Here is a 25,749-nt window from a genome sequence, read left to right on the forward strand (position 1 = left end):
TTGTTCAGTTCAGATCCATTAAGTAGGGGTTGCGTCGCATGTGTGGCATCGTCGGTATCGTCGGTAAGTCGAACGTCAATCAGGCGCTGTATGACGCGCTAACCGTGCTCCAGCACCGCGGCCAGGACGCTGCCGGTATCGTGACCAGCCATGACGGCCGGTTGTTCCTGCGCAAGGACAATGGCCTGGTGCGTGACGTGTTCCAGCAGCGTCACATGCAGCGTCTGGTGGGCCACATGGGGATCGGCCACGTCCGTTACCCGACCGCCGGCAGCTCGACCTCGGCCGAAGCCCAACCGTTCTATGTGAACTCGCCTTACGGCATCACCCTGGCGCACAACGGCAACCTGACCAACGTCGAACAGTTGGCCAAGGAGATCTACGAGTCCGACCTGCGCCACGTCAACACCAGTTCCGACTCGGAAGTGCTGCTCAACGTGTTCGCCCACGAGCTGGCCCAGCGCGGCAAGCTGCAGCCGACCGAAGAGGACGTGTTCGCCGCCGTGACCGACGTGCACAACCGTTGCGTCGGCGGTTATGCGGTGGTGGCGATGATCACCGGCTACGGCATCGTCGGTTTCCGCGATCCGCACGGCATCCGCCCGATCGTGTTCGGCCAGCGTCACACCGACGAAGGCGTCGAGTACATGATCGCCTCCGAAAGCGTTTCCCTGGATGTGCTCGGTTTCACCCTGATCCGCGACCTGGCGCCGGGCGAGGCTGTATACATCACCGAAGACGGCAAGCTGCACACCCGTCAGTGCGCGACCAACCCGTCCCTGACCCCGTGCATCTTCGAGCACGTCTACCTGGCGCGTCCGGACTCGATCATCGACGGCGTGTCGGTGTACAAGGCCCGTCTGCGCATGGGCGAGAAGCTGGCCGAGAAGATCCAGCGCGAGCGTCCGGACCACGACATCGACGTGGTCATCCCGATCCCGGACACCAGCCGCACCGCCGCCCTGGAGCTGGCCAACCACCTGGGCGTGAAGTTCCGCGAAGGCTTCGTCAAGAACCGCTACATCGGCCGTACCTTCATCATGCCCGGCCAGGCCGCGCGCAAGAAATCGGTGCGCCAGAAGCTCAACGCCATCGAACTGGAGTTCCGCGGCAAGAACGTGATGCTGGTGGACGACTCCATCGTGCGCGGCACCACCTGCAAGCAGATCATCCAGATGGCCCGAGAAGCCGGCGCGAAGAACGTCTACTTCTGCTCCGCGGCCCCGGCCGTGCGCTTCCCGAACGTGTACGGCATCGACATGCCGAGCGCCCACGAGCTGATCGCCCACAACCGTTCGACCCAGGACGTGGCCGACCTGATCGGCGCCGACTGGCTGGTCTACCAGGATCTGCCTGACTTGATCGAAGCCGTCGGCGGCGGCAAGATCAAGATCGAACAGTTCGACTGCGCGGTGTTCGACGGCAAGTACGTCACCGGCGACGTCGACGAGGCGTACCTGAACAAGATCGAGCAGGCGCGCAACGATGCCTCCAAGGCCAAGACCCAGGCGGTCAGCGCGATCATCGATCTGTACAACAACTGAGTTTCCACCGGCCCTGAGGGGCCGGTTTTGCATCTGTCGCAAGACGTTCATTTATCAGGATCAGGGCAAGGAGTGACAGCATGAGTCAGGAATGGGATGCCGGTCGGCTGGACAGCGACCTCGAAGGCGTAGCGTTCGATACCCTGGCCGTACGTGCCGGTCAGCACCGTACGCCGGAAGGCGAGCACGGCGATCCGATGTTCTTCACCTCCAGCTACGTGTTCCGCACCGCGGCCGATGCGGCGGCGCGCTTTGCCGGGGAAGTGCCGGGCAACGTCTATTCGCGCTACACCAACCCGACCGTGCGCGCGTTCGAAGAGCGCATCGCCGCGCTGGAAGGCGCCGAACAGGCGGTCGCCACCGCCACCGGCATGGCCGCGATCATGGCGGTGGTGATGAGCCTGTGCAGCGCGGGCGACCATGTGCTGGTCTCGCGCAGCGTGTTCGGCTCGACCATCAGCCTGTTCGAGAAGTACTTCAAGCGCTTCGGCGTGGAAGTCGATTACGTGCCGCTGGCGGACCTGTCGGCATGGGACGCGGCGATCAAGGCCAACACCAAGTTGCTGTTCGTCGAGTCGCCGTCCAACCCGCTGGCGGAACTGGTGGACATCGCCGCGCTGTCGGAAATCGCCCATGCCAAGGGCGCGATGCTGGTGGTCGACAACTGCTTCTGCACCCCGGCCTTGCAGCAGCCGCTGAAGCTGGGCGCGGACATCGTCGTGCATTCGGCGACCAAGTTCATCGACGGCCAGGGCCGTTGCATGGGCGGCGTGGTCGCCGGCCGCAGCGAGCAGATGAAGGAAGTGGTCGGTTTCCTGCGCACCGCAGGGCCGACCCTGAGCCCGTTCAACGCCTGGGTCTTCCTCAAGGGCCTGGAAACCCTGAACCTGCGGATGAAGGCGCACTGCGCCAACGCCCAGCAACTGGCCGAATGGCTGGAGAAGCAGGACGGCATCGAGAAAGTGCACTACGCCGGCCTCGAAAGCCATCCGCAGCATGAGCTGGCCCGTCGTCAGCAGAAGGGTTTCGGAGCGGTGGTGAGCTTCGAGGTCAAGGGCGGCAAGGAAGGGGCGTGGCGCTTCATCGACGCGACCCGGCTGGTGTCGATCACGGCCAACCTGGGTGACAGCAAGACCACCATCACCCACCCGAGCACCACGTCCCACGGTCGCCTGGCGCCGCAGGAGCGTGAGGCGGCGGGCATCCGCGACAGCCTGATCCGCGTGGCGGTCGGCCTGGAAGACGTGGCGGACCTGCAGGCCGACCTGTCCCGCGGGCTGGCGGCATTGTGATCGAGCTGCCGGCTCAGGTCGCAGGCGCCCATGGCCGTGTCGCACTGGTCACGGGCGCGGCGCGCGGCATCGGTCTGGGTATCGCGGCCTGGCTCATCAGCGAAGGCTGGCGGGTGGTGCTGACCGACCTGGATCGCGTGCGCGGCGCCAAAGTGGCCAAGGTGCTGGGCGAAAACGCCTGGTTCATCGCCATGGACGTGGCGGACGAGGGGCAGGTGGCGACGGGCGTGGCCGAGGTGCTGGGGCAGTTCGGCCGGCTGGACGCGCTGGTGTGCAACGCGGCGGTGGCCGATCCGCACAACATCACCCTGGAAAGCCTCGATCTGGCCTGGTGGAACCGGGTGCTGGCGGTGAACCTCAGCGGCCCGATGCTGCTGGCCAAGCACTGTGCGCCGTACCTGCGCGCGCACAGCGGCGCCATCGTCAATCTGGCGTCGACCCGTGCGCGGCAATCGGAACCGGACACCGAGGCCTATGCGGCGAGCAAGGGCGGCCTGCTGGCCCTGACCCATGCGCTGGCCATCAGCCTCGGGCCGGAGATCCGCGTCAATGCCGTCAGCCCCGGCTGGATCGATGCGCGGGATCCTTCCGTGCGTCGCGCCGAGCCGTTGACCGACACCGATCACGCTCAGCATCCGGCGGGCAGGGTAGGGACGGTCGAAGATGTGGCGGCGATGGTGTCCTGGCTGCTGTCGAAGAACGCCGGGTTCGTGACGGGCCAGGAGTTTGTGGTCGATGGCGGCATGACCAAGAAGATGATCTATTCCGAATAGGTGGCGGGTTTGGAGGGCGCTTCGCGGTGCCCTGATTGAAACGATTTCGTCTTTTTCAGAAAAACTTCAAGCAGGGTATTGACTTAGCTTCGGCACCTGCGTAAATTTCGCGGCCTCGGAGATGCAAACGGGTGATTAGCTCAGCTGGGAGAGCGTCTGCCTTACAAGCAGAATGTCGGCGGTTCGATCCCGTCATCACCCACCACTCCCGAGAGTCTTGCGAAAGCAAGATGGAAGGCTGAAATGCCTCCACCGACGCGCAGCGGTAGTTCAGTCGGTTAGAATACCGGCCTGTCACGCCGGGGGTCGCGGGTTCGAGTCCCGTCCGCTGCGCCATTTTTAACGAGTCAGGCAATGCCTGGTTCGCGATTGCAAAGCACCGAAGCTTTCAATCAAAACGAGTTATCCGGACGCAAGTCCACAGCGATACGCAGCGGTAGTTCAGTCGGTTAGAATACCGGCCTGTCACGCCGGGGGTCGCGGGTTCGAGTCCCGTCCGCTGCGCCATATCTGTTTCGAGGACTACTGAACGCCTCGAAGCGCCGAAGCAAGCCAACTGGCTGATTCGGATCGATAACAAAGACCCTGGTCGAAAGACCGGGGTTTTTTGTGCCTGAAATTTGTCCTTCCTCCATTCCCTCCCTCATGCCGCCCGCATTCAACACCAATCCCGGTGGGGGCGAGCCTGCTCGCGATAGCGTTCTCTCAGTCGATGCAGATGCGGAAAAGTCCGAAGACTTCGCAAGCAAAATTTTTGATTCTTTAGTCAAATTTTTGTGTCCAGTTGTTTGCTGCTGGCGCAGAAACCTTTAAAGTTAACCTTTCGGTCAGCTTTGCATGCTCATCACAGCCCTTCGCTTCGCCAGAAAGGGCTTCAGCAAGACTCGAGATTCCCCGTAGATAACCAGAAGGGCGGATTCATAACCGCCCAAAGGATGATCCATGTCCAACCGTGAAATATCCCGGCGTTCGTTCCTTCAGGGCGGGCTCGTAGCCGGCGTGAGCGTCACGCTTGCGCCGATCGGCAGCCCGGCGCTGGCCGCCTTGATGGAAAACAGCGTGACCGTGCCGTCCGAGCAGTGGCTCGGCCACAACGGCAAGGCGCGCCAACGCAACGATGCCTTGTCCAAGGTCTGCGGCAGCAAGGTCTTTGCCCGCGACATCCGTGCCAAGGACATGCCGGGCTGGCCCGGCCAGCAGGGCCACGCCATGCTGCTGAAGACCATCAAGGCCGACCGCATCTATGACGGTTACGACCTGTCGTGGCTGGGTGCCGAACTGCAGCCTGACCGCATCGTCACCGCCGCCGACCTGGACAAGGACGGCATCGTGTTCCCGGAAGAGCACGCTCCGGATCCGCTGCTGCCGCCGGGCAAGGTGCCGATGTTCATCGGTCACCCCGTGGCGATCCTGATCTGGAACGACTTCGAGCGCTTCCGTCGGGCCAAGACCAAACTCAAGTTCAATGACAAAGCGATCCGCTACGGCGCCCAGGTGCCGTTCTACGAAGGCGATCCTTACGGCAGTTTCCGCTACGTGCGCGTCGGCGGCCCGACCTCGGCGGACGAGGACGAGTTCGCCAGCCTCAAGGATTCGATCCTGTTCCCGATGCTGCGCAACCGCCGTCCGGTCTGGAACGCTCAGCCGAACCTGCACGGCAACCTGACCGAGCGCGGCCTGTTCTACGCCGAGCGCATGAAGCAGCAGATCGACACGCCGCCGGACAACTGGCTGGTGTTCGACGAACGCTACAAGACACCGTCGATCGAGCCGGCCGCCATGGAGCCGGACAACGGCAACGGCTGGTACGACCCGGCGACCAAGACCCTGCACTTCGTGGTCGCTACCCAATGCCCGCTGGAAACCGCCACCGAGACCGCGAAGATGATCGCGCCGTCGCGCTTCGGCCTGGCCCATCTCAACCTGCACCCGGGCTACACGGTGGGTTACGGCTCCAAGGACCACAATATTTTCGTCTACTACGCAGCCCTGGCCGCGCTGTACGGCGCCGGTGTGCCGGTGCGCCTGGCCAACGACCGCTACGAGCAGTTCCAGAGCGGCATCAAGCGCCATCCGTTCGACATCCGCTATCAGCTGGCGGTGGACAAGGACGACCACAGCTTCAAGATCTTCCGCGCCGAGATGAGCGTCGACGGCGGCGGCCGCATCAACTACAGCCCTTCGGTGGCGGCGGTGGGCGCCACGGCGGCGCAGTCGATCTACTACATGCCGCAGAACGACCTGCAGGTCACCGCTTACCATTCCCGCGCCGTCGAGGCCGGCTCCATGCGTGGTTACGGCACCCTGCAGAGCATGGCCTCCACCGAAATGATGGTCGATGAAATCGCCGGCCGTCTCGGTGTCGACGCCATCGACCTGCGCCGCAAGAACGCGCTGCGCTCGGGGATGAAGAACACCCAGGGCGCGATCCCGGCCGGTGCGCTGCGCCTGCACGAGATTCTCGACAAGGCCTCGCTGCACGAAGTCTGGCGCAACCGCGACGCGATCAAGAAACAGCGCGAGGCGGCGGATCCGGACAACTGGTACGGCGTCGGTTTCGCCATCTGCCAGAAAGACTTCGGCACCGGTTCCGAGGCGCCGATGGCGAGCATCGAGTTCACGGCCGACGGGCGCATTTCCCTGCGCCACATCGGCATCGAGATCGGCACCGGCATGTCCACTTCGCAGGCGCTGGTGGTGGCCGATTTCCTCGGCAGCCCGGCCCACGACGTGAAGACCGGCGAAACCGAATGGAAGGAAATGCAGCTGGTCACCGCAGGCAACCCTTACATCATGAGCCAGGCCGAGCAGGATAACTTCCTGCGCAACCCGCGCTGGGTCGGCAAGCTGGCGTCGGCCTCCTCGGCGACCAACTCCGCGTACTACTTCAGCCATGCCACCCGTGAAGCGGCGCGTGTGCTGTTCAACCATGGCCTGTGGCCGGCAGCGCTGGAGATCTGGCGTCAGGGCCCGTACGGCGGTCAGGCCAACCCTTACGTGGTGCGCCGTGAAGATGCGCATTGGGTCGACGGCAAGCTGACCGCCAACGGCATGCAGCCGTTGAGTTTCGAAGAGCTGGCCCGGCGCGCCCACGAGCGCGGCCTGGTGACCGGCGCCACGGTGCACGGCTTCAACCGCTGGAGCTGGGCCGAGGCCGAATTCAGCATCGACGGCGTGCGCGAGCGCCTGCCGCTTGACGGCCTGGCGGTGAAGTACGGCGACGGCGCGCCGAAGGCGAAACAGGCGCAGATGACCAGCGCCGGTTTCCACCTGCTGGATCGGCAGAACGTCGCCTATCCGGTCGTTCAACTGAACAACGCGGCCGTGACCTACTACAGCCCGGTGGCGACGCTGGTGGAGCTGAAGGTCAACAAAGGTTCGGCCGAAGTCGAAGTGCTCAACCACCATTCGTGGCTGGAATGCGGACGGGTGCTGGTGGAGGAACTGGTCAAGGGGCAGCTCGAAGGCGGCATCGCCATGGGCATCGGTCACGCCTTGATGGAAGAGATGCCGTTGTACGAAGGCGGGCCGGGGGAGGGCGACTGGAACTTCAACCGCTACCGCTTGCCGATGGCGCGTCACGTGGCTGTTTGGAAGCAGACGGCGGAAATCCTGCCGCCGCTGTCGCCGAGCGACCCGTCCAAGGGCATCGCCGAGGTGGTGATGATCCCCGTGGTCGGCGCCATCGGCAACGCCGTGGCCCATGCCATCGGTAAACGTGTCCGCGACTTGCCTATCACCGCTGCCCGCATCAAGGAGGCCCTCAATGGCTAACCGTCCGCTTCAACTGACCCTCAACGGTCAACCCGTAGGTCCAGTGGACATCCCTGATGACCTGCCGATGATCGACTACCTGCACGAGCACGAAAACCTGACCGGCTCGCGCCTGGGCTGCGGCCAGGGCATCTGCCATGCCTGCGTGGTGATCGTCGACAACCCGGACGGCACCAGCGAGGAAGTGCGCACCTGCATCACCGGTGCGCATTACTTCGAGGGCAAGAAAGTCCGCACCATCGAAGGCCACGCCAAGCGTGACGAGCAAGGGCGCGTCAGCGAGCTGAACCCGATCCAGCAGCGTTTCGTCGATGAGTTCGCCTTCCAGTGCAGCTACTGCGCACCGGGCTTCGTCAACGCCGCGACGGTGCTGGTGGAAAAGCTTCAGCGCCAGCCAGTGGCCAAAAGCAAGCTGGAACAAGTCATCGAGGACAGCCTCGGTCATCACGTCTGCCGCTGCACCGGGTACGTGCGTTACTACAACGCCACCCGCAACGTGCTGACCGATCTCGGCCTGGTCAAGGAGGGTTGAGCATGAAGCGTACATTGACCCGTCTGGCCCTGGCGGTCGGGCTGGCTGCGCCGGCGTTCCTGGCCCATGCGGACGACCAGGCCAAGCGCGGCGAATACCTCGCCCGCGCCGCCGACTGCATGGCCTGCCATACCGCGCCGGGCGGCGCGCCGTTTGCCGGCGGGCTGCCGATCGTGTCGCCGTTCGGTACGATCTACGGCACCAACATCACGCCGAGCAAGGAGCATGGCATCGGTCTCTACACTGATGACGAGTTCTTCGCTGCGCTCACCGAAGGCAAGCGCCGTGACGGCGCCAACCTGTATCCGGCGATGCCGTACACCTCGTATCACCTGATGCCGCGTGCGGACTCGGACGCGATCCATGCGTACCTGAAGACCATCGAGCCGATCGAGCGTCCGGCACCGGTGACCAGCCTGAGCTTCCCGTTCAACGTGCGCCTGGGCCTGATGGGCTGGAACATGCTTTACGGCAAGGACGTGAAGCTGGAGTCCGGTGAAGGCAAAAGCGAGGCCTGGAAGCGCGGCCAGTACATGGTCGACGTCCTCGGCCACTGCGGCGAATGCCACACGCCGCGCGGCCTGCCGGGCGCGATGCAGCAAGACAAACGCATGACCGGCGGCATCCTCAACGGCTATCTGGCGCCGAGCCTGCTGGCCACCGACCTGGCGGCGCGTGGCTGGAATCACCAGGACCTGAGCGCGTTCCTCAAGCACGGCATGAGCGCTCAGGGCACGATGTTCAACGAGATGTTCCCGGTGTTCCACAACAGCACCCAGGGCCTGAACGATCCGGACCTGGCGGCGATGGCGACGTTCCTGCTCGGCGATCAGCCGCCGAAGGCAAAAGAGTTGGCTGAGGTGCCGCTGGACAAGCTCAGCCCGAGCGCCCAGCGCGGCCGTCAGGAATACCTGAACGTCTGCGCCGGTTGCCATGCCGCCGGCGGCGAAGGCAAACCGCACATCGCGGTGGCCATGCGCGGCAACACCACGCTGCGGCTGGAGGATCCACGCAACCTGCTGCGGGTGATCGATGACGGCATCGGCGAGCAGAAGTTCGCCGGCTTCGAACACATGCAGCCGATGCCGGGCTTCGCCGACAAGCTCAGTGCCGAGCAACTGACCGACCTGCTTAACTACCTGCGCGAAGGCTGGGGCGGTCAGGCCGGGGATCTGGCCGTGGGCGACGTGCAGAAGCTGCGGGCCGATGCGCCGTCCGTCGAGCACAAGGCGCACTGACATGCAGCATCTGGACCTGCAAGTCGTGCGTCGGGCGCTGGAGTGGTCCGTCGCCGGCCAGCGCCTGTGGTTGTGCACGGTGCTGGCCACCTATGGCTCGGCGCCCCGTGCGCCGGGCTCGCTGCTGGCGGTCAACGACAGCGGGCAGTGGATCGGTTCGTTGTCCGGCGGATGCGTCGAGGAAGACTTTCTCGAACGGGTTGCCGAAGGTGCGTTTTTCGAGGCGGTGAATGTGGTGCGCTACGGGGAGGGCGAGGATCCGCGTTCGCGGGTCAGCCTGCCCTGCGGCGGCATTCTCGATGTGTTGGTAGAGAAATTTGACGCCGGTTGCGACGTGCAGGCGCATTTGCGCGAACTGGAGTCGGCGCTGCTGGGGCATTCCCGTCTGATCCGTGAGGTCGACCTGGCCAGCGGTGCCCGTGCAGTGTTGGCCGATGCCGAGCAAGGCGCGCGGATCGAACGTGAAATCGACCGGGTCAGGATCCGTATCGGCGCCGCGCAGCGCTTGCTGCTGGCGGGCTACTCCAGCGTGGCGCAGGCGTGTGCCGAGTTTGCGCTGGGCCTCGGCTTCGAGGTGATCCTGTGCGATCCGCGGGACGAGGTGCTGGAGGGGGTGGTGCTGGAGGGTGTGGAGATCCGTCGGCAACTGCCGTCGGTGTTCATCGCCGAAGGCGGCTGCCATCGTGACACTGCAGTGGTAGCCCTGACGCACGATCCGCGCATCGATGACCTGGCGATGATGGAGGCGGTGCGCACCGAGGCGTTCTACATCGGCGTGATGGGGTCGGTGCAGACCTCGCAGAAGCGTTTCGAGCGCTTGCGCCGGATCGGCGGCTTGGGCGAGGCGCAGCTTGCGCGGATCCATGCGCCCATCGGGCTCAACCTGGGCAGCAAGACGCCTGCCGAAATTGCCTTGGCGGTGCTGGCCGATATCTTGCGGATCCGCAGCGGCATCGCTCGGGACAGCCTCTGAAACAATTGCGGCGAGGGAGCAGATGCCCTCGCCGCAAGTGTTTCTGCCGTCAGGTAATGGTGGTCAGACGCCCAACTTGTCGCGCAATCCGTAATACCAGGCGCCCAGCGCCGCGAACGGCGTGCGCAGCATCTGGCCGCCGGGGAACGGGTAGTGCGGCAAGTCGGCGAACGCATCGAAGCGCTCGGCCTGGCCGCGCAATGCCTCGGCCAGCACCTTGCCCGCCAGGTGCGTGTAGGTCACGCCGTGGCCGCTGCACCCTTGGGAGTAATAGATGTTGTCGCCCAGGCGCCCCACCTGCGGCAAGCGCGACAGCGTCAGCAGGAAGTTGCCGGTCCAGGCGTAATCGATCTTCACATCCTTGAGCTGCGGGAAAGCCTTGAGCATTTTCGGGCGGATGATCGCCTCGATGTTGGCCGGATCCCGGGCGCCGTACACCACGCCGCCACCGAAGATCAGGCGCTTGTCGCCCGTCAGGCGGTAGTAGTCCAGCAGATAGTTGCAGTCCTCGACGCAGTAGTCCTGCGGCAGCAGTGACCTGGCCAGTTCCTCGCCCAGCGGTTCGGTGGTGATCACCTGAGTGCCGCACGGCATCGATTTGGCCGCCAGCTCCGGCACCAGGTTGCCAAGGTAGGCGTTGCCCGCGACGATGATGAACTTCGCCCTGACCTTGCCTTGCGGTGTGTGCACCACCGGATTGGCGCCGCGCTCGATGCGCACGGCAGGCGACTGCTCGTAGATAGTGCCGCCCAGAGACTCCGCGGCGGCCGCTTCGCCCAGTGCCAGGTTCAGCGGATGGATGTGGCCGCCGCTCATGTCGAGCATGCCGCCGACGTATTGATCGCAAGCCACCACTTCGCGGATGCGGCGTTGGTCGAGCAGTTCCAGCTGGGTATGGCCGAAACGCTCCCACAGGCGCTTCTGCGACTCCAGGTGGCCCATCTGCTTGGCCGAGAGCGCGGCGAACACGCCGCCGTCCTTCAGGTCGCACTGAATGTTGTACCGGGCGACGCGCTCGCGGATGATCCGGCCGCCCTCGAAGGCCATCTGCCCGAGCAGTTGCGCCTGTTTCGGGCCGACGGTGCGTTCGATCACATCGATGTCGCGGCTGTAGCTGTTGACGATCTGCCCGCCGTTTCGGCCCGACGCGCCGAAACCGACCTTGGCGGCTTCCAGCACCGTCACGCGAAAACCGTTCTCCAGCAGGAACAGGGCAGAGGACAGCCCCGTATAGCCAGCCCCGATCACACAGACATCCGTCTCCACGTCATCCTGCAGGGCCGGGCGGGCCGGTGCGGCGTTGGCCGACGCAGCGTAATAAGACTCTGGGTAAGGGGTGTTCGCCATCCTGCTGCCTCTGTTTAATATATTTTACGAGTGCGACGATCCTACCCGGTTTGAAAAACCTCCGCCAGCCACCGGAAAATCTTCTTTATCGGGGTGAAATTAAAAATTTTGCATATTCATAGGGTTAGGTGAAAAAAAGGTGTTGACACCCCTCCGGAATTCCGTAGAATGCCGCCTCACAGCAGGCACGTAGCTCAGTTGGTTAGAGCACCACCTTGACATGGTGGGGGTCGTTGGTTCGAGTCCAATCGTGCCTACCAAACAAAATCCGCTCTGCTGGGCGGTCTAGAAGGGGTCACCGGAAACGGTGACCCCTTTTTGCTTTCTGTCATTTGCAAAGCTTTTGCAAACCCCACTTCAATCGGCAAGTCGTTGATCTCGACGAATCCGGATTTCTGAAGCTTCCTCGCGACTCCTTTTCCTTTGCATACAATTCGCAGGAATGTGCACCGTCTCTGTGCCTTTTCTTTGAGCGCCCCTGAAAAATATGTGGATATTTAATGGGTTACGATTTTTTTTAACTGACCGGTTATCAAAAATACATTGTTACAGCTCGTATAATTCAGTAACATTCGCCCCGCGTTCACCACCACGGTTTATGCATTTTTAAATCCCAAGCTTCCATCAGCTGCTTGGGATTTTTTTTGCCTGCGATTTGCCTCCTTCCTTCAGAAAGCGCCCGGGCGCCCTTGCATGTGCGCCTGCATCGGGCGAGTTCGCGCTTTTTCAGCTACTACTGTCTGGCCGAACGACAAGGCTGCCTGACGGGAGTGCATCGATGCTGGTTCACTGGATTCTTGCTGCGGTTCATTTGTTGGCTGTCTCTTTGGGGTTCTGGGCTGTGCTGACCCGAGGGACGGCGTTCAGCCGTCTTGCCGTTGGAGAGGGGGCTGTGGGGCGTGTGCTGCTGGCCGACAACCTGTGGGGGATCTCGGCGTTGATTCTGTTGGTCAGCGGAGGAATGCGCGCCTTTGGGGGCTATGAGAAGGGCACCGACTACTATCTGCATCAGCCGCTGTTCCACCTGAAGATGACGTTGTTCGTGCTGATCCTGCTGTTGGAGCTTGCGCCGATGGTGACGTTGATCAAGTGGCGCATCGCCTTGGCGCGCGGCGGAGTGCCCGATATGAGCCGCGCCAGGCTGTTTGCGCGCATCAGTCATGCCGAGGCGCTGTTGCTGGTGCTGATGGTGGTGGCGGCTACCGGGATGGCGCGAGGGGTGGTCTTCGCTTAGGAGGGTGCAATTCCCTGCTGCTTAAGGGAAATGTCTGACAGCCATCCTTGGGCGGTGTGGTTAGTATTGGGCGGAGCAAAGGAAGGGGGGCATGGCAGGCGCCGTGACCAATGAAGCAGAGGCAATACGGCGCTGAATCTTTAGCCAGCCATCACACGAAGGCAGCGGACTGGCTAGCGACTGCGGCAGGGCTCAAGGGGTTTGCGGCTTGTCCGGAGCGGTCAGGCCGGCCTGGATGCGCTGATAGATCTCTTCACGGTGCACCGCAACGTTCTTTGGAGCGTTGATGCCGATTCGGACCTGCTGGCCGCTGACACCGAGGATGGTGATCGTAATGTCATCGCCAATGTTAATGCTTTCACCGACTTTGCGGGTGAGTATCAGCATGGTGTTCTCCTTGATTGCTTTGTAGGGCACCTGATTCGGACAGTGCAGAGTCGGTGGTACGTATAGATTAGTGCGAAGTCTCGCGGTTTGGGTGCATCTTTCTGACGCGCAGACGAGGCATTAATTCCCAGCGCGTCACTATACAGGGGCCGCAATCATCAATCTCGTTGTTTTGTGGTGATTTTGCGGCGTTCGTGAAGTATTCGCGAATGCTAAGATGCCGCCTTTGTGATTTTCGAGGGAAGCGTTGTGCGCAAACTGGTCTGGGTCGTCGCGGCATTGGCATTGGCATTGGCATTGGCATTGGCGGGTTGTGGAGAGGGCAAGAATGTCGCGGGGCAAAAGCCGCAGCCGGCTGCGGTGACGTCATCCGCTGTCGTTCCTGCTGCCCAGTGGGATCTGGAAGTGCGCGGTGAAACCACGCAGGCGGTCAGCGACCTCAGCGGCTGGCTGATCGAGCATGCCTTCGTGCCCAACGTCATCAAGGATGCCGCCGGCAACACCCGCATCCTGCTGGGGCCGTTCAACTCCAAGGCCGAAGCCGAGGCGCGCCAGGCCGATCTGAGCGCTGCGTTGGTGCGGGCGAAAAAGCAGAACATCGAATCGCTGGTCATCGAGCGCAATACGGCGCAGTGACAGGTCCGTTCGGCGGAGCCGGGTAAAGGAAGTCCTGTCTGACTCGTTTTCTTGAGAGTCACCGACGATTTCCAGAAGGAGCGATCCATGGCCTCCGCCACCCCCTACAAGCTGTTCGATGTCGTATTGCACCGCAAAGTCCAGCTGACGCCGCATCTGATGAGGATCACGCTGGCCGGTTCCGCCGTCACGGACATGGCGACATGGGCGCCTGATCAGCGGGTGAAGCTGTTCTTTCCGGCGGCTGACGGCTCGCCCTCGAAGCTGTCGCAGGGGGAAGGCTGGTACAGCCGTTTCCGGGCGATGCTGGCCGACCGGCGTCCGGCGATGCGCACCTACACCATTCGCCAACTGCGCGCGGAGCTTGGCGAGGTGGACGTCGATTTTGTCCTGCATGGCGAAACCGGGCCGGCTTCCCGTTGGGCGTTGAGGGCGCAGCCGGGGGCGTCCATGCAGATGCTGGCGCCCGACCGGCGTTTTTCGGCCGAGGAAGCAGGGGGCTTCGAATGGAGGCCGCCGCAGGCGCTCAGGCACGTTCTGCTGGTCGCCGATCCGACAGCGTTGCCGGCGGCCATGGGGATTCTCGAAGCCCTGGCGTCGCTCGCGGAGCCGCCGCAGGTTCAGGCCTACTTCGAGGTCGACAGTGCGCAGGACATGCTCCCGGTTCCCGACTGGCCCGGGCTTTCGGTGCAGTGGCTCGTCCGGGAGCAGGCGGGTGGCGCCGTGGCGGGAGCGCTGATGGTGGAGGCTGTGAAGGGGGCGGCATTGCCTGTCGATTCGTCGCCGGCGGGGCGGGCGGTCGAGTTGGCCGACGTCGATATCGACAAGGAGATCCTTTGGGAGATCGCTGAAGCGTCCGCCGAAGGTTTCTACGGCTGGGTCGCCGGTGAATCTGCCGCCGTCATGAGCCTGCGTCGGCATCTGATCAAGGAGCGCGGCATTCCTCGCGAGTCGCTCAACCTGATGGGCTACTGGCGTTACGACAAGGCCGGCAGTTGAGCACAAAAAAGGCCTCGGGCATCAAGCGCGAGGCCTTTTGTATTAAGTGAGCGGTCAGCCGCACGCTTTCAGGTTCACCGGCCCGACGAAGTCGTTGCCGCGTCCCATCACGCACGCCACGCTCTGGTTGCGCTGCCGTTCCCAGTCCTGCACCGGGTAGGTCTTGTCCCACGCCTCATACAATTGGCGGTCCTGTTTTGACAGCCGCAGGCCGTACTGTTTGCTCATGTAGAAGTACGTTCGGGCGATCATGCCGCGGATAGAGGGGCGGGGCATGACTTTCTTGGCCTTGAAGTCGACTTGGGTCAGGCAGGCGCCGTATTGGCCTTTCTGTTCCGGCAGCCATCCGTAGCTGAAGTTGCTGCGGTCGCCGTTGACCTCGCCGATGCTGGGCACCAGGTTGTGCAGGTCGGCTTCGGCCTTTTGATAGGACGGGTCGTAGCGGGTGCAGTTCTTGCGTCCGCCTTCCTGCCAGCACTGGCGCTGGTGGCCGAACTCCCAGGCCGGGACAATGTGCTCCCACTCGATGCGCGATGCGCGTTTGGCGTTCTTGCGAGGCACATAGCCGCACGCGGCAAGGTCGACCTTGTTGCCGGTGTACTTGCAGCCGCAGTAGAACTCGGTCGATTGCGGGGCGTAGAGCTTCCAGGCGACCTTCTTGGCTTCGGTGAAGGTGCGCGGGGCACCGGCCTGGGCTCCCAGGGAGATGAACAGCAACAGCAGGGCAAAGCAGCGGACACTCATTGGATCAGTCTTCCTTCGGTACAACCCAGAAAATCTGCACGCCACCGTCGTCGCGGTAGGCGAGGGTGACGTTGTCGTTCTCGTCGATCTCTTCCAGCAAGCGCTCCCAGGCGTCCTCCGGTTCGTCCGGCAGGCGAAAGATCAGTGCGGCTCTGGCTTTTTGTGCGGTGGGGGCGTTGATGATTTTTTGAATGCGCATGCCCATGCGTTCGTAAGCGTCAGGAGCATCAGGGGAGGTGGCCACGAGGTTATCCTTATTAAGCTGTACGTGCATACAGTATTTAACTGTAGGCGATTTCGCAACTGCTTAAAAAACAAGAGGATCCTCTGACAACGGTTTTCCGTTTTTGGCAGGGATTGCGCGATATTTTTTTGCCGGGGAACCACCCGTCACGGATGACGGGCGGTGGCTGTCCGAGCCGGAACCGGTCGGGCGAGGGTGTATCAGTATTCCCAGAACATCCGCTGCAGCTCTTTGCTGTCGTTGGTCTTGGTCAGAGCGACCATCGCCAGGATGCGGGCCTTCTGTGGGTTCAGGTCATGGGCGACGACCCAGTCATATTTGTCGTCGGGCTGCTCTGCGTTGCGCAGGACGAAACCGCCGGCGTTGACGTGAGACGAGCGGATGATTTGCACACCGTCCTTGCGCAGGGCCTGCAGGGTCGGAACCACGCGGGAAGAGACCGAGCCGTTGCCGGTGCCGGCATGGATGATCGCCTTGGCGCCGGCCTGGGCGAGGGCCTTGTAGGCGGTGTCGCCGACATTGCCGTAGGAATAGGCGATCTCTACGTCAGGAAGGCTCTTGATGTTCTTGATGTCAAATTCCGAGTCCATCGTGTGGCGCTTGGCCGGCAGGCGGAACCAGTAGGACTTGCCTTCGACCACCATGCCCAGCGGGCCCCAAGGGCTCTTGAAGGCTTCGGTCTTGATGTTGATCATTTTGCTGACGTCGCGGCCGGACTGGATTTCATCGTTCAGCGTCACCAGCACGCCTTTGCCTCGGGCTTCCTTGCTGCTCGCGACGGCGACGGCGTTGTAGAGATTGAGCATGCCGTCCGCTGACATGGCGGTGCCCGGACGCATCGAGCCGACGACAATGATCGGCTTCTCGGTCTTCTCGACCAGGTTCAGGAAGTAGGCGGTCTCTTCGAGGGTGTCGGTGCCGTGGGTGATGACGATCCCGTCGACATCCTTGCTGTCGGCCAGTTCGGAAACGCGCCGGCCCAGTTGCAGCAGGTTTTCGTTGCTGATGCTTTCCGATGCGATCTGCATGACCTGTTCGCCGCGCACGTTCGCCAGTTTGCTCAGTTCCGGAATGCCGGCGATCAGCTGTTCGACGCCGACCTTGGCGGCCTGGTAGGTGGCGCTGTTGGCCGCGCTGGCACCGGCGCCGGCGATGGTGCCGCCGGTGGCGAGCACCACGACGTTGGCCAGCTTGGCCTGGGTTTCGACTTCTTTGGCCTGGAGGGCGGTCGGCAGGAGCATGAGAAGCGCCAAGGCGCCCGGAACCAGGGTATTGAAAGCAGACTTCATTGTTTTTCTCTCTAGTAGTGAGACGGTGCGGATGCAGGTTCATCTAGATGCGCCCCAGACCCATCTGAAAGCCGGGGGTTCAGGAGGGGAGCAGGATCTGTACCAGCCACACTCTGCTTGAGAGAAACGTTTAACCTGATGATTTACATCAATAATTTTTTGATGCGTGAAAAATGGCCGGGATGTTGGATCCGGTTTTCCGAACGGTTCCCGATTTCGCGTTCGGCTCTCCGAAAGGTACTACGCAACAGATCGAATCAGAGGAATGGCCACTCCGGCGATCCGGATTAAAGAAACAGGCCGGTTGGCCGATGCTGCTTTCAAAGGAATCCATTTCTCTCAGGAGCTCACATGTCGATGACCATCGGTTTCTCAAATCCCGGCGCAGTCACCATCGGCGGGAAAACCCCGGCCATGATCGCCAGCCTGAACGAGGCGACGGCCGAAAATTCAGATGAGGCGCTGGGGCAGGTTGAAGACGACGGCAAGGTCAGAACCGGCGGCGCAGCGCCGAGCGAGGACAAGGAAGACGCCGGCGACACCCACAGCCTTGTCGTCAAGATGCTGCTCAAGCGGATGCAGGAACTGCAGAAGCAAATGCAGCAGCAGCAACAGCAACTGGCCGCCGCGCAAGCCGCCAGCTATCCCACGCCTGAAGCCAAATCCACTGCCGTGATGGCTATCCAGGGGCAGATCTCCGGCACTGCTGCTGCGATTGCGCAGGTCGCCGGCGATCTGGCCAAAGAACTGGCCAAAGAGCTGGCGAAAGCGACGGGAAGCGGAAATCTGGTCAACACGACGGTGTGACGTCGCGGGCGGTTGCGGTTAATCGCCCTACAAAAAAAGCAGATTCCCAGTCGTTGACAAATCTCGGCAGGGTTCGCATAGTTCGGTCTACGCAAACGTTTGCGCGGCATTCCCGGTAGCGTATTCGGCTTCTGGAATGCCGCGAAGCTTACGTCAGCGCAAGCGTTGCTCACAATAATCATAAGATCGGAGTGAACCCATGAAGCTGCCATTTGCCGGACGCCTTCTCGCTGTCGCCATGCTGGCTGCCGCATCCGCCGCACTGCCCGTCTCTTCGGCTTTCGCCGAGTCTCCCGAAAAACCCAAGGTCGCGCTGGTCATGAAATCCCTGGCCAACGAGTTCTTCCTGACCATGGAAGACGGCGCCAAGGCCTACCAGAAAGAACACGCCGCCGATTTCGACCTGCTCTCCAACGGCATCAAGGACGAAACCGACACCGCCAACCAAATCCGCATCGTCGAGCAGATGATCGTCGCCAAGGTCGACGCCCTGGTCATTGCCCCGGCTGACTCCAAGGCCATGGTGCCGGTGATCAAGAAGGCCGTGGATGCCGGCATCAAGGTCATCAACATCGACAATCAGCTGGATCCAGCCGTCGTCAAAAGCAAGGACATCAACGTTCCGTTCGTGGGGCCCGACAACCGCAAGGGCGCTCGCCTGGTGGGCGAGTACCTGGCCAAGCAACTGAAGGCCGGCGACGAAGTCGGCATCATCGAAGGCGTCCCCACCACGACCAACGCCCAGGCCCGCACCGCAGGCTTCAAGGATGCGATGGGCGCGGCGCAGATCAAGGTGGTGTCGCTGCAGTCGGGTGACTGGGAAATCGACAAGGGCAACAAGGTCGCCGCTTCGATGCTCAGCGAATACCCGGAAATCAAGGCGCTGCTGGCCGGCAACGACAGCATGGCCGTCGGTGCGGTGTCGGCCGTGCGGGCCGCAGGCAAGGCCGGGCAGGTGAAAGTGGTCGGCTACGACAACATCAATGCCATCAAGCCGATGCTCAAGGACGGTCGCGTCCTGGCGACCGCCGACCAGTTCGCGGCCAAGCAGGCCGTGTTCGGCATCGAGACCGCGCTGAAGGCCCTCAAGGGCGAGAAAGTCGACAGCGCCAACGGCGTGATCGAAACGCCGGTCGCACTGGTCACCCAATAGTTTTCCGGCGACACAACGGCGCCTGCCGGCTCCGGCAGGCGCATGGAGATTCCTTATGTCTGTTTCCGCCCCGAACGCTGTCCTCACGGTCAGCGGCATCGGCAAGACCTACGCGCAACCTGTGCTTGCCGGCATCGACCTGACGCTGATGAGAGGCGAAGTCCTGGCGCTGACCGGCGAAAACGGTGCCGGAAAAAGCACGCTGTCGAAGATCATCGGCGGCCTGGTGACGCCGACCGCCGGCCAGATGCAGTTCCAGGGCAAGGCCTACAGCCCCGGCAGCCGAACTCAGGCTGAAGAACTGGGTGTGCGCATGGTCATGCAGGAGCTCAATCTGTTGCCGACCTTGTCGGTGGCGGAAAACCTGTTTCTCGACAACCTGCCCAGCCACGGCGGCTGGATCAGCCGCAAGCAACTGCGCAAGGCCGCCATCGAGGCCATGGCCCAGGTCGGGCTGGAGGCCATCGACCCGGACACGCCGGTCGGCGAGCTGGGCATCGGTCACCAGCAGATGGTCGAGATCGCCCGCAACCTGATCGGCGATTGCCATGTGTTGATCCTCGATGAACCGACGGCCATGCTGACGGCACGCGAGGTGGAGATGCTGTTCGAGCAGATCACCCGCCTGCAGGCCCGTGGCGTCTCGATCATCTACATTTCCCATCGCCTCGAAGAGCTGGCCCGTGTCGCCCAGCGCATCGCCGTGTTGCGTGACGGCAATCTGGTCTGTGTCGAGCCGATGGCCAACTACAACAGCGAGCAACTGGTCACCCTGATGGTCGGCCGGGAGTTGGGCGAACACATCGACATGGGGCCGCGCCAGATCGGCGCGCCGCTGCTGACGGTCAACGGCCTGAGCCGTTCCGACAAGGTGCAGAATGTGTCCTTCGAGGTGCGGGCCGGCGAGATTTTCGGGATCTCCGGGCTGATCGGGGCAGGGCGCACCGAGTTGCTGCGCCTGATCTTCGGCGCCGATGCCGCAGACAGCGGTACGGTCGCGCTCGGCACGCCGGCGCAAGTGGTGAGCATCCGCTCGCCGGTGGATGCGGTGCGCAACGGCATTGCCTTGATCACCGAAGACCGCAAGGGCGAGGGGCTGCTGCTCACTCAGTCGATCAGCGCCAACATCGCATTGGGCAACATGCCGAAGATTTCCCGGGGCGGCGTCCTCAATGACGGCGAGGAAATCTCGCTGGCGCAACGACAGATCGGCGCCATGCGCATCCGCAGCTCGAGCCCCGCGCAACGGGTGTCCGAGCTGTCGGGCGGCAACCAGCAAAAGGTGGTGATCGGCCGCTGGCTGGAGCGCGACTGTGACGTGCTGCTGTTCGACGAGCCGACCCGCGGCATCGACGTCGGCGCCAAGTTCGACATCTACGCCTTGCTCGGCGAGCTGACGCGCCAAGGCAAGGCGCTGGTGGTGGTCTCCAGCGACCTGCGCGAACTGATGCTGATCTGCGACCGCATCGGTGTGCTGTCGGCCGGCCGCCTGATCGACACCTTCGAGCGTGACAGCTGGACCCAGGATGACTTGCTTGCCGCCGCGTTCGCCGGCTACCAAAAACGTGATGCGTTGCTCAACGAAGCGGCGCCTAGGGATCTCCCATGAAAACTGCATCTCCCGCCGGTATCCGTAGTGGCAATCTTTATGGCCTGGGCACCTATCTGGGGTTGGCCGGGGCCTTGCTGGCGATGGTCGCGCTGTTCTCGGTCATGAGCAGCCACTTTTTGTCCTATAACACCTTCACCACGCTGGCCAACCAGATTCCCGACCTGATGGTGCTGGCAGTGGGCATGACCTTCGTGCTGATCATCGGCGGCATCGATCTGTCGGTCGGTTCGGTGCTGGCCCTGTCGGCCTCCACCGTCAGCGTCGCGATCCTCGGCTGGGGCTGGAGCGTATTGCCGGCCGCCGTGTTGGGCATGGCGGTGGCCGCGCTGGCGGGCACGGTGACCGGATCGATCACCGTGGCCTGGAGGATCCCGTCGTTCATCGTCTCGCTCGGTGTGCTGGAGATGGCCCGTGGCCTGGCGTATCAGATGACCGGTTCGCGCACCGCCTACATCGGCGATGCGTTCGCCTGGCTGTCGAACCCCATCGCCTTCGGCATTTCGCCGTCGTTCATCATCGCCTTGCTGGTGATCTTCATCGCTCAGGCAGTGCTGACGCGCACCGTGTTCGGCCGTTACCTGGTCGGCATCGGTACCAATGAGGAGGCCGTGCGCCTGGCGGGCATCAATCCGAAGCCTTACAAGATCCTGGTGTTCAGCCTCATGGGTCTGTTGGCGGGCATTGCTGCGCTGTTCCAGATTTCCCGCCTGGAGGCGGCGGATCCGAACGCCGGTTCCGGGCTGGAACTGCAAGTCATCGCAGCTGTGGTGATCGGCGGCACCAGCCTGATGGGCGGACGCGGTTCGGTGATCAGCACCTTCTTTGGCGTGCTGATCATTTCCGTGCTGGCGGCCGGTCTGGCTCAGATCGGTGCGACCGAGCCGACCAAGCGCATCATCACCGGGGCCGTGATCGTCATCGCCGTGGTGCTGGACACCTACCGCAGCCAACGCGCTGCACGGCGGGGCTGACGCATGGCAACGATCAAGGATGTGGCGGCGCTCGCGGGGATTTCCTACACGACCGTGTCCCATGTCGTGAACAAGACCCGGCCGGTCAGCGAAGAAGTGCGCCTGAAGGTCGAGGCGGCGATCAAGAGCCTCGACTATGTGCCCAGCGCGGTGGCGCGTTCGCTGAAGGCCAAGACCACAGCGACCATCGGCCTGCTGGTGCCCAACAGCCTCAACCCGTACTTTGCCGAGTTGGCGCGGGGGATCGAGGACTACTGCGAGCGCAACGGTTACTGCGTGATCCTCTGCAACTCCGATGACGATCCGGAAAAACAGCGCAATTATCTGCGGGTGCTGCTGGAAAAACGCATCGACGGTCTGATCGTCGCCTCCGCCGGCGGGGACGACGGCCTTGTCCAGGGCCTGACCGGGGTGAAGACCCCCATGGTGATTGTCGACCGTGGCCTGGACGGCGTGGATGCGGATCTGGTGCGCATCGACCATGAGTACGGCGCCTACCTGGCCACCCGCCATTTGCTGGAACTGGGGCATCGCGACATTGCCACCATCGGCGGGCCGGTCAGCACCAGCGTCGCGCAGATGCGTCTGGCCGGTTTCCGCCGGGCAATGGATGAAGCGGGGGTGACCGTGTCGCCCGGTCGTGTGCTGGAAAGCGACTTCACCAGCACCGGCGGCTACAACGCGGCGGCCCTGCTGCTCGAGGGCAATCCGCCCACGGCGATCTTCGCCGGCAACGACATGATCGGCATCGGTGTGCTGCGGGCTGCAGCGGAACGCAACGTGCGCGTGCCCACCGAACTGTCGGTGATCGGTTTCGACGATATCCAGATGAGCCGGTACGTTTACCCTGCGCTGACCACGGTCGGTCAGTCGATCCTGCAGTTGGGGGAAATGGCGGCGGAAGTGCTGTTGCGCAGGATCGCCAGCCCGAGCCTGGCCACCGACCAACGGATCGTCACGCCGAGCATCGTCTTGCGCGAGTCGACGGCCCCCCTGTTCGGCGTGTTCACCGAATACCGCTGAAACCGAATTGATGAGTAGCGACGTATGTCAGCAAATGTAGTGGTAATAGGCAGCCTGAACATGGATCTGGTGACCCGTGCGCCTCGGCTGCCCCTTGGCGGCGAGACGCTGATCGGCCATTCGTTCACCACCGTGCCCGGCGGCAAGGGCGCCAATCAGGCAGTGGCGGCTGCCCGTTTGGGAGCGGCTGTGGCGATGGTCGGCTGCGTCGGCAACGATGCGTATGGCGCGCAATTGCGTGATGCGCTCCTGGCCGAACAGATCGATTGCCGCGCAGTCAGCACGGTCGAGGATTCCAGCGGTGTGGCGCTGATCGTGGTCGACGACAACAGTCAGAACGCGATCGTGATCGTGGCCGGTGCCAACGGTGCGCTGACCTGCGCTGTAGTGGATCGGTTCGATGACGTGCTGCAGGCGGCGGATGTGGTCATCTGCCAGCTCGAGGTTCCGGACGCCACGGTCGGTCACGCCCTCAAGCGTGCCCGGGCGCTCGGCAAGACCGTCATCCTCAATCCGGCGCCTGCCGGTCGGGCGCTCCCGCCGGACTGGTACGCCGCCATCGATTACCTGATTCCCAACGAAAGCGAGGCGGCGACCCTGAGCGGGCTGCCCGTGGATTCACGGGCGTCGGCAGAACGGGCGGCCAGCCATCTGATCGGCCTGGGCGCGGGCAAAGTGCTCATCACCCTGGGCGCCCAAGGGCTGTTGTTCGCCAGCGGCACAGGCTTCGAGCATTTCCCGGCGCCCAAGGTCAAAGCCGTCGACACCACGGCGGCGGGCGACACATTCGTCGGCGGTTTCGCCGCGGCGCTGGCGCGCGGCGAGTCTGAAGCGCAGGCCATCCGCTACGGTCAGGTCGCCGCGGCGCTGTCGGTCACCCGCGCCGGCGCACAGCCGTCCATTCCCACACGTTCCGAAGTGCAGGCATTCAAATCCTCATGAAAAAGACCCCATTGCTCAATGTCGCCCTGTCGCGCCTGATAGCCTCCCTCGGTCACGGCGACATGCTCGTGATCGGGGACGCCGGGCTGCCGGTGCCGCCCGGCGTCGAGCTGATCGACCTGGCGCTGACCCACGGCGTTCCGGCGTTCATCGACACCCTCAAGGTCGTGCTCAGCGAGATGCAGGTGGAAAGCCACGTGCTGGCCCAGGAGATTCTCGAGAGACGTCCCGCGCCGTTGACCGTCCTCGATGAGCTGAACGGCTCAGGGGCGCTCGGTCGGCGCGACCTGCTCAGCCATGAGCAATTCAAGGCGCTCAGCCGCCAGGCGCGGGCGATTGTCCGTACCGGCGAATGCCAGCCGTACTGCAACATCGTGCTGGTGGCCGGCGTCACCTTCTGACGGGTCGCGAACCCATTCGATTTCACATGCACAAGGAGTGCGCCATGCGCCGCTATGCTAAAAAACTGCCTCAACTGTTCCGGAGCCTGCTGCTTTTGTCCCTACTGACCGCGACCGGCGCCCAGGCGGCGGAAAAGATCGACCTGATCATCGACACCGACCCGGGCGCCGATGATGTGGTCGCCCTGTTGTTCGCCCTGGCGTCGCCGGATGAGCTGAACATCCGCGCCTTGACCACCGTGGCGGGCAATGTGCGCCTGGACAAGACCTCGCGCAACGCCCGGTTGGCCCGCGAGTGGGCAGGGCGCGAAGACGTGCCGGTGTATGCCGGCGCGCCCAAGCCGCTGATGCGCACGCCGATCTATGCCGAAAACATCCATGGCAAGGAAGGCCTGTCGGGAGTCACCGTCCACGAGCCGAAAAAAGGCCTGGCCGAAGGCAATGCGGTCAACTACCTGATCGACACGCTGAAGAAGGCCAAGCCCCACAGCATCACCATCGCCATGCTCGGCCCGCAGACCAACCTGGCGTTGGCGCTGATCCAGGAGCCGGAGATCGTCCAGGGCATCAAGGAAGTGGTGATCATGGGCGGTGCGCACTTCAACGGCGGCAACATCACCCCGGTGGCGGAGTTCAACCTTTTCGCCGACCCTCAAGCGGCCGAGGTGGTGCTCAAGAGCGGCGTGAAGCTGACCTACCTGCCGCTTGATGTCACCCACAAGGTGCTCACCAGCGACGCGCGGCTCAAGCAGATCGCGGCGCTGAACAACAATGCCAGCAAGATCGTCGGCGACATCCTCAACGAATACATCAAAGGTGACATGGAGCACTACGGGATCCCGGGCGGCCCGGTGCATGACGCCACGGTGATCGCTTACCTGCTCAAGCCTCAGCTGTTCACCGGCCGTTCGGTGAATGTGGTGGTGGACAGCCGTGAAGGGCCGACTTTCGGTCAGACCATCGTTGACTGGTACGACGGCCTGAAACAGCCGAAGAACGCATTCTGGGTGGAGAACGGCGATGCCCAGGGCTTCTTCGATCTGCTGACCGAGCGCCTGAAGCGTTTGAAATGAGTGATGCGCCCGCAGGCATCGAGTTTGCGGGCTTCTATTCCCTTTCGCTGTCCGGGGTGCCTTGGAAGTCGTCGGGGTACCTTTCGAAGACCTGGTCGATGAATGACCGTGCGCCTTGCGTGCCGAGCGTCCGGACCAGCAGGTCGACGCTGATCAGCGCAAGCTCTTCCGGGCTGCCCGGACTGTAGGAACTGTGCCCCTGGGGCCAGATGGCCTTGATGTCGGCGGTGATGCTTACGGTGGTCATGGCGGGCTCTGGAGGTCGGGTCTGTCGAAGCCTTGAGTAAATCATGTTGCCCGGCGTTTGGCACTGCGACTTAGGCATGGGCGCAGGGCTGTGCGACACTTGGTCGTTTTCGGCCGAACCCAGGATTGCACCGTGCAGATTGACTTGAATGCCCCCGATGGCCTGACGCTTGAGGCTGTGCGCCGGTTGCTGGCTGAGGCCAGTGACGATGTGCATACGCAGTTGCGGGTGACCAAAGGCGGGATTGCCTATATCTCTTCTGGCGTGACGGGCGGTCAGGAAATCGATGGCCTGTCGTTCCGTCTGGAGACCTGGGCCAAGGGTTCAGGGTACGTCGGGCGTGTGGCGGCGAGCGATGACGTGTGGGTGCAGCAGATCTACAACGCACTCAAGGGCAACTGGCCGAATCCGCCGTTCGACTACATCGACGTTTACTGAGGCCGATTAATATTCAGTCACGATTGCGTGATGAAGCATGACCGGCTGTTCAGGCAAACTCGGTGCCTTTGTGGTC

General features: G+C 63.0%; 25 protein-coding genes and 4 tRNA genes. 23 read left to right on the forward strand and 6 right to left on the reverse strand.

Annotated elements, in window-relative coordinates; translation table 11 throughout:
• Window positions 1-38 precede the first annotated feature (38 nt).
• From purF to CAG41_RS21545, 10 genes are all read left to right on the forward strand, one after another.
• Window positions 39-1,544 carry an amidophosphoribosyltransferase gene (gene purF, locus CAG41_RS21500; protein WP_085577482.1) on the forward strand — a complete coding sequence of 502 codons (1,506 nt, stop codon included), beginning with the start codon at window positions 39-41 and terminating at the stop codon, window positions 1,542-1,544.
• 80 nt (window positions 1,545-1,624) lie between these two features.
• On the forward strand, window positions 1,625-2,836 hold the full coding sequence (locus CAG41_RS21505) for an O-succinylhomoserine sulfhydrylase (RefSeq protein WP_085577481.1): 1,212 nt from the start codon (window positions 1,625-1,627) through the stop codon (window positions 2,834-2,836).
• Between the two features lie 5 nt (window positions 2,837-2,841).
• Window positions 2,842-3,609, forward strand: a complete 768-nt coding sequence (locus CAG41_RS21510; protein WP_371856081.1) for an SDR family oxidoreductase — start codon at window positions 2,842-2,844, stop codon at window positions 3,607-3,609.
• 129 nt (window positions 3,610-3,738) lie between these two features.
• A tRNA-Val gene (locus CAG41_RS21515) sits at window positions 3,739-3,814 on the forward strand.
• A 54-nt stretch (window positions 3,815-3,868) separates the two neighbouring features.
• A tRNA-Asp gene (locus CAG41_RS21520) sits at window positions 3,869-3,945 on the forward strand.
• A 94-nt stretch (window positions 3,946-4,039) separates the two neighbouring features.
• A tRNA-Asp gene (locus CAG41_RS21525) sits at window positions 4,040-4,116 on the forward strand.
• Window positions 4,117-4,551: 435 nt separating this feature from the next.
• Entirely contained in the window at window positions 4,552-7,383 is a 2,832-nt protein-coding gene (locus tag CAG41_RS21530; RefSeq protein ID WP_085707461.1) for a xanthine dehydrogenase family protein molybdopterin-binding subunit, read from the forward strand.
• Complete coding sequence (locus tag CAG41_RS21535; RefSeq protein ID WP_085656944.1) at window positions 7,376-7,915, forward strand: (2Fe-2S)-binding protein; 540 nt, start codon at window positions 7,376-7,378, stop codon at window positions 7,913-7,915. The genes CAG41_RS21530 and CAG41_RS21535 overlap by 8 nt, the downstream gene beginning before the upstream one ends.
• 2 nt (window positions 7,916-7,917) lie before the next feature.
• Window positions 7,918-9,153, forward strand: a complete 1,236-nt coding sequence (locus tag CAG41_RS21540) for a cytochrome c (protein ID WP_085577477.1) — start codon at window positions 7,918-7,920, stop codon at window positions 9,151-9,153.
• Window position 9,154: 1 nt separating this feature from the next.
• Window positions 9,155-10,126 (forward strand): XdhC family protein, encoded by a 972-nt coding sequence (locus tag CAG41_RS21545; RefSeq protein ID WP_085577476.1) that lies wholly within the window; start codon window positions 9,155-9,157, stop codon window positions 10,124-10,126.
• A 63-nt stretch (window positions 10,127-10,189) separates the two neighbouring features.
• On the opposite strand, the gene CAG41_RS21550 is transcribed toward CAG41_RS21545, so the two are convergent.
• Window positions 10,190-11,473 (reverse strand): FAD-binding oxidoreductase, encoded by a 1,284-nt coding sequence (locus CAG41_RS21550; protein WP_085707462.1) that lies wholly within the window; start codon window positions 11,471-11,473, stop codon window positions 10,190-10,192.
• Window positions 11,474-11,656: 183 nt separating this feature from the next.
• On the opposite strand from CAG41_RS21550, the gene CAG41_RS21555 reads away from it, so the two are divergent.
• A tRNA-Val gene (locus CAG41_RS21555) sits at window positions 11,657-11,733 on the forward strand.
• Window positions 11,734-12,251: 518 nt separating this feature from the next.
• Entirely contained in the window at window positions 12,252-12,707 is a 456-nt protein-coding gene (locus CAG41_RS21560; RefSeq protein WP_085577474.1) for a DUF2214 family protein, read from the forward strand.
• Between the two features lie 192 nt (window positions 12,708-12,899).
• On the opposite strand, the gene csrA is transcribed toward CAG41_RS21560, so the two are convergent.
• Window positions 12,900-13,094 (reverse strand): carbon storage regulator CsrA, encoded by a 195-nt coding sequence (csrA, locus tag CAG41_RS21565; protein WP_003179932.1) that lies wholly within the window; start codon window positions 13,092-13,094, stop codon window positions 12,900-12,902.
• 249 nt (window positions 13,095-13,343) lie between these two features.
• On the opposite strand from csrA, the gene CAG41_RS21570 reads away from it, so the two are divergent.
• Together CAG41_RS21570 and CAG41_RS21575 are read left to right on the forward strand one after the other, a co-directional pair.
• Window positions 13,344-13,730, forward strand: a complete 387-nt coding sequence (locus CAG41_RS21570; RefSeq protein WP_085707463.1) for a penicillin-binding protein activator LpoB — start codon at window positions 13,344-13,346, stop codon at window positions 13,728-13,730.
• 87 nt (window positions 13,731-13,817) lie between these two features.
• Window positions 13,818-14,729 carry a siderophore-interacting protein gene (locus CAG41_RS21575; RefSeq protein ID WP_085707464.1) on the forward strand — a complete coding sequence of 304 codons (912 nt, stop codon included), beginning with the start codon at window positions 13,818-13,820 and terminating at the stop codon, window positions 14,727-14,729.
• 54 nt (window positions 14,730-14,783) lie between these two features.
• Here the strand turns inward: CAG41_RS21575 and CAG41_RS21580 are convergent, their stop codons facing one another.
• The 3 genes from CAG41_RS21580 to CAG41_RS21590 form a co-directional block, all read right to left on the reverse strand.
• Window positions 14,784-15,473 (reverse strand): endonuclease, encoded by a 690-nt coding sequence (locus CAG41_RS21580; RefSeq protein ID WP_085631454.1) that lies wholly within the window; start codon window positions 15,471-15,473, stop codon window positions 14,784-14,786.
• Between the two features lie 4 nt (window positions 15,474-15,477).
• Window positions 15,478-15,747 carry a DUF1654 domain-containing protein gene (locus tag CAG41_RS21585; RefSeq protein WP_085577470.1) on the reverse strand — a complete coding sequence of 90 codons (270 nt, stop codon included), beginning with the start codon at window positions 15,745-15,747 and terminating at the stop codon, window positions 15,478-15,480.
• A 170-nt stretch (window positions 15,748-15,917) separates the two neighbouring features.
• Entirely contained in the window at window positions 15,918-17,006 is a 1,089-nt protein-coding gene (locus CAG41_RS21590; RefSeq protein ID WP_085631456.1) for an asparaginase, read from the reverse strand.
• A 351-nt stretch (window positions 17,007-17,357) separates the two neighbouring features.
• Here CAG41_RS21590 and CAG41_RS21595 point away from each other — a divergent pair, with 351 nt between their 5' ends.
• The 8 genes from CAG41_RS21595 to CAG41_RS21630 all read left to right on the forward strand — a co-directional run bounded on the left by CAG41_RS21595 (window position 17,358) and on the right by CAG41_RS21630 (window position 24,988).
• Window positions 17,358-17,813, forward strand: coding sequence for a hypothetical protein (locus tag CAG41_RS21595; RefSeq protein WP_085631459.1), 456 nt, complete (start codon window positions 17,358-17,360; stop codon window positions 17,811-17,813).
• Between the two features lie 199 nt (window positions 17,814-18,012).
• A complete protein-coding gene (locus CAG41_RS21600) occupies window positions 18,013-18,966 on the forward strand; it encodes a sugar ABC transporter substrate-binding protein (protein WP_085577467.1) in 954 nt (317 codons plus the stop codon).
• Window positions 18,967-19,021: 55 nt separating this feature from the next.
• A complete protein-coding gene (locus tag CAG41_RS21605; RefSeq protein ID WP_085577466.1) occupies window positions 19,022-20,575 on the forward strand; it encodes a sugar ABC transporter ATP-binding protein in 1,554 nt (517 codons plus the stop codon).
• Window positions 20,572-21,549, forward strand: a complete 978-nt coding sequence (locus tag CAG41_RS21610) for an ABC transporter permease (protein WP_085631463.1) — start codon at window positions 20,572-20,574, stop codon at window positions 21,547-21,549. Before CAG41_RS21605 ends, CAG41_RS21610 begins: the two co-directional genes overlap by 4 nt.
• Before the next feature lie 3 nt (window positions 21,550-21,552).
• Window positions 21,553-22,572 carry a LacI family DNA-binding transcriptional regulator gene (locus CAG41_RS21615; RefSeq protein WP_085638066.1) on the forward strand — a complete coding sequence of 340 codons (1,020 nt, stop codon included), beginning with the start codon at window positions 21,553-21,555 and terminating at the stop codon, window positions 22,570-22,572.
• 24 nt (window positions 22,573-22,596) lie between these two features.
• Window positions 22,597-23,514 carry a ribokinase gene (gene rbsK, locus CAG41_RS21620; RefSeq protein WP_085577463.1) on the forward strand — a complete coding sequence of 306 codons (918 nt, stop codon included), beginning with the start codon at window positions 22,597-22,599 and terminating at the stop codon, window positions 23,512-23,514.
• Window positions 23,511-23,915 (forward strand): D-ribose pyranase, encoded by a 405-nt coding sequence (gene rbsD / locus CAG41_RS21625; protein ID WP_085631465.1) that lies wholly within the window; start codon window positions 23,511-23,513, stop codon window positions 23,913-23,915. The genes rbsK and rbsD overlap by 4 nt, the downstream gene beginning before the upstream one ends.
• Window positions 23,916-23,959: 44 nt before the next feature.
• Window positions 23,960-24,988: a nucleoside hydrolase gene (locus tag CAG41_RS21630; RefSeq protein WP_085577461.1), complete on the forward strand. Its 1,029-nt coding sequence runs from the start codon at window positions 23,960-23,962 to the stop codon at window positions 24,986-24,988.
• Window positions 24,989-25,022: 34 nt separating this feature from the next.
• Here CAG41_RS21630 and CAG41_RS21635 read toward each other — a convergent pair whose 3' ends face one another.
• Window positions 25,023-25,235, reverse strand: a complete 213-nt coding sequence (locus CAG41_RS21635; RefSeq protein WP_085577460.1) for a hypothetical protein — start codon at window positions 25,233-25,235, stop codon at window positions 25,023-25,025.
• Between the two features lie 132 nt (window positions 25,236-25,367).
• Between CAG41_RS21635 and CAG41_RS21640 the strand changes: the two genes are divergently transcribed.
• Window positions 25,368-25,673 (forward strand): hypothetical protein, encoded by a 306-nt coding sequence (locus CAG41_RS21640; protein WP_085577459.1) that lies wholly within the window; start codon window positions 25,368-25,370, stop codon window positions 25,671-25,673.
• Window positions 25,674-25,749 lie beyond the last annotated feature (76 nt).

It is taken from the genome of Pseudomonas sp. B35(2017), from assembly GCF_002113645.1.
GTDB classification, from domain to species: Bacteria; Pseudomonadota; Gammaproteobacteria; order Pseudomonadales; family Pseudomonadaceae; genus Aquipseudomonas; species Aquipseudomonas ekonensis.

Bases quoted from the DNA above. Each gene is read 5' to 3' on its own strand.
- CAG41_RS21535 (WP_085656944.1), top strand. From the start codon at position 7,376: ATGGCTAACCGTCCGCTTCAACTGACCCTCAACGGTCAACCCGTAGGT.
- CAG41_RS21615 (WP_085638066.1), top strand. From the start codon at position 21,553: ATGGCAACGATCAAGGATGTGGCGGCGCTCGCGGGGATTTCCTACACG.
- rbsK (WP_085577463.1), top strand. From the start codon at position 22,597: ATGTCAGCAAATGTAGTGGTAATAGGCAGCCTGAACATGGATCTGGTG.
- csrA (WP_003179932.1), bottom strand. From the start codon at position 13,094: ATGCTGATACTCACCCGCAAAGTCGGTGAAAGCATTAACATTGGCGAT.
- CAG41_RS21540 (WP_085577477.1), top strand. From the start codon at position 7,918: ATGAAGCGTACATTGACCCGTCTGGCCCTGGCGGTCGGGCTGGCTGCG.
- CAG41_RS21600 (WP_085577467.1), top strand. From the start codon at position 18,013: ATGAAGCTGCCATTTGCCGGACGCCTTCTCGCTGTCGCCATGCTGGCT.
- purF (WP_085577482.1), top strand. From the start codon at position 39: ATGTGTGGCATCGTCGGTATCGTCGGTAAGTCGAACGTCAATCAGGCG.
- CAG41_RS21530 (WP_085707461.1), top strand. From the start codon at position 4,552: ATGTCCAACCGTGAAATATCCCGGCGTTCGTTCCTTCAGGGCGGGCTC.
- CAG41_RS21575 (WP_085707464.1), top strand. From the start codon at position 13,818: ATGGCCTCCGCCACCCCCTACAAGCTGTTCGATGTCGTATTGCACCGC.
- CAG41_RS21545 (WP_085577476.1), top strand. From the start codon at position 9,155: ATGCAGCATCTGGACCTGCAAGTCGTGCGTCGGGCGCTGGAGTGGTCC.
- rbsD (WP_085631465.1), top strand. From the start codon at position 23,511: ATGAAAAAGACCCCATTGCTCAATGTCGCCCTGTCGCGCCTGATAGCC.
- CAG41_RS21580 (WP_085631454.1), bottom strand. From the start codon at position 15,473: ATGAGTGTCCGCTGCTTTGCCCTGCTGTTGCTGTTCATCTCCCTGGGA.
- CAG41_RS21630 (WP_085577461.1), top strand. From the start codon at position 23,960: ATGCGCCGCTATGCTAAAAAACTGCCTCAACTGTTCCGGAGCCTGCTG.
- CAG41_RS21505 (WP_085577481.1), top strand. From the start codon at position 1,625: ATGAGTCAGGAATGGGATGCCGGTCGGCTGGACAGCGACCTCGAAGGC.
- CAG41_RS21590 (WP_085631456.1), bottom strand. From the start codon at position 17,006: ATGAAGTCTGCTTTCAATACCCTGGTTCCGGGCGCCTTGGCGCTTCTC.
- CAG41_RS21560 (WP_085577474.1), top strand. From the start codon at position 12,252: ATGCTGGTTCACTGGATTCTTGCTGCGGTTCATTTGTTGGCTGTCTCT.
- CAG41_RS21550 (WP_085707462.1), bottom strand. From the start codon at position 11,473: ATGGCGAACACCCCTTACCCAGAGTCTTATTACGCTGCGTCGGCCAAC.
- CAG41_RS21635 (WP_085577460.1), bottom strand. From the start codon at position 25,235: ATGACCACCGTAAGCATCACCGCCGACATCAAGGCCATCTGGCCCCAG.
- CAG41_RS21605 (WP_085577466.1), top strand. From the start codon at position 19,022: ATGTCTGTTTCCGCCCCGAACGCTGTCCTCACGGTCAGCGGCATCGGC.
- CAG41_RS21585 (WP_085577470.1), bottom strand. From the start codon at position 15,747: ATGCACGTACAGCTTAATAAGGATAACCTCGTGGCCACCTCCCCTGAT.
- CAG41_RS21610 (WP_085631463.1), top strand. From the start codon at position 20,572: ATGAAAACTGCATCTCCCGCCGGTATCCGTAGTGGCAATCTTTATGGC.
- CAG41_RS21595 (WP_085631459.1), top strand. From the start codon at position 17,358: ATGTCGATGACCATCGGTTTCTCAAATCCCGGCGCAGTCACCATCGGC.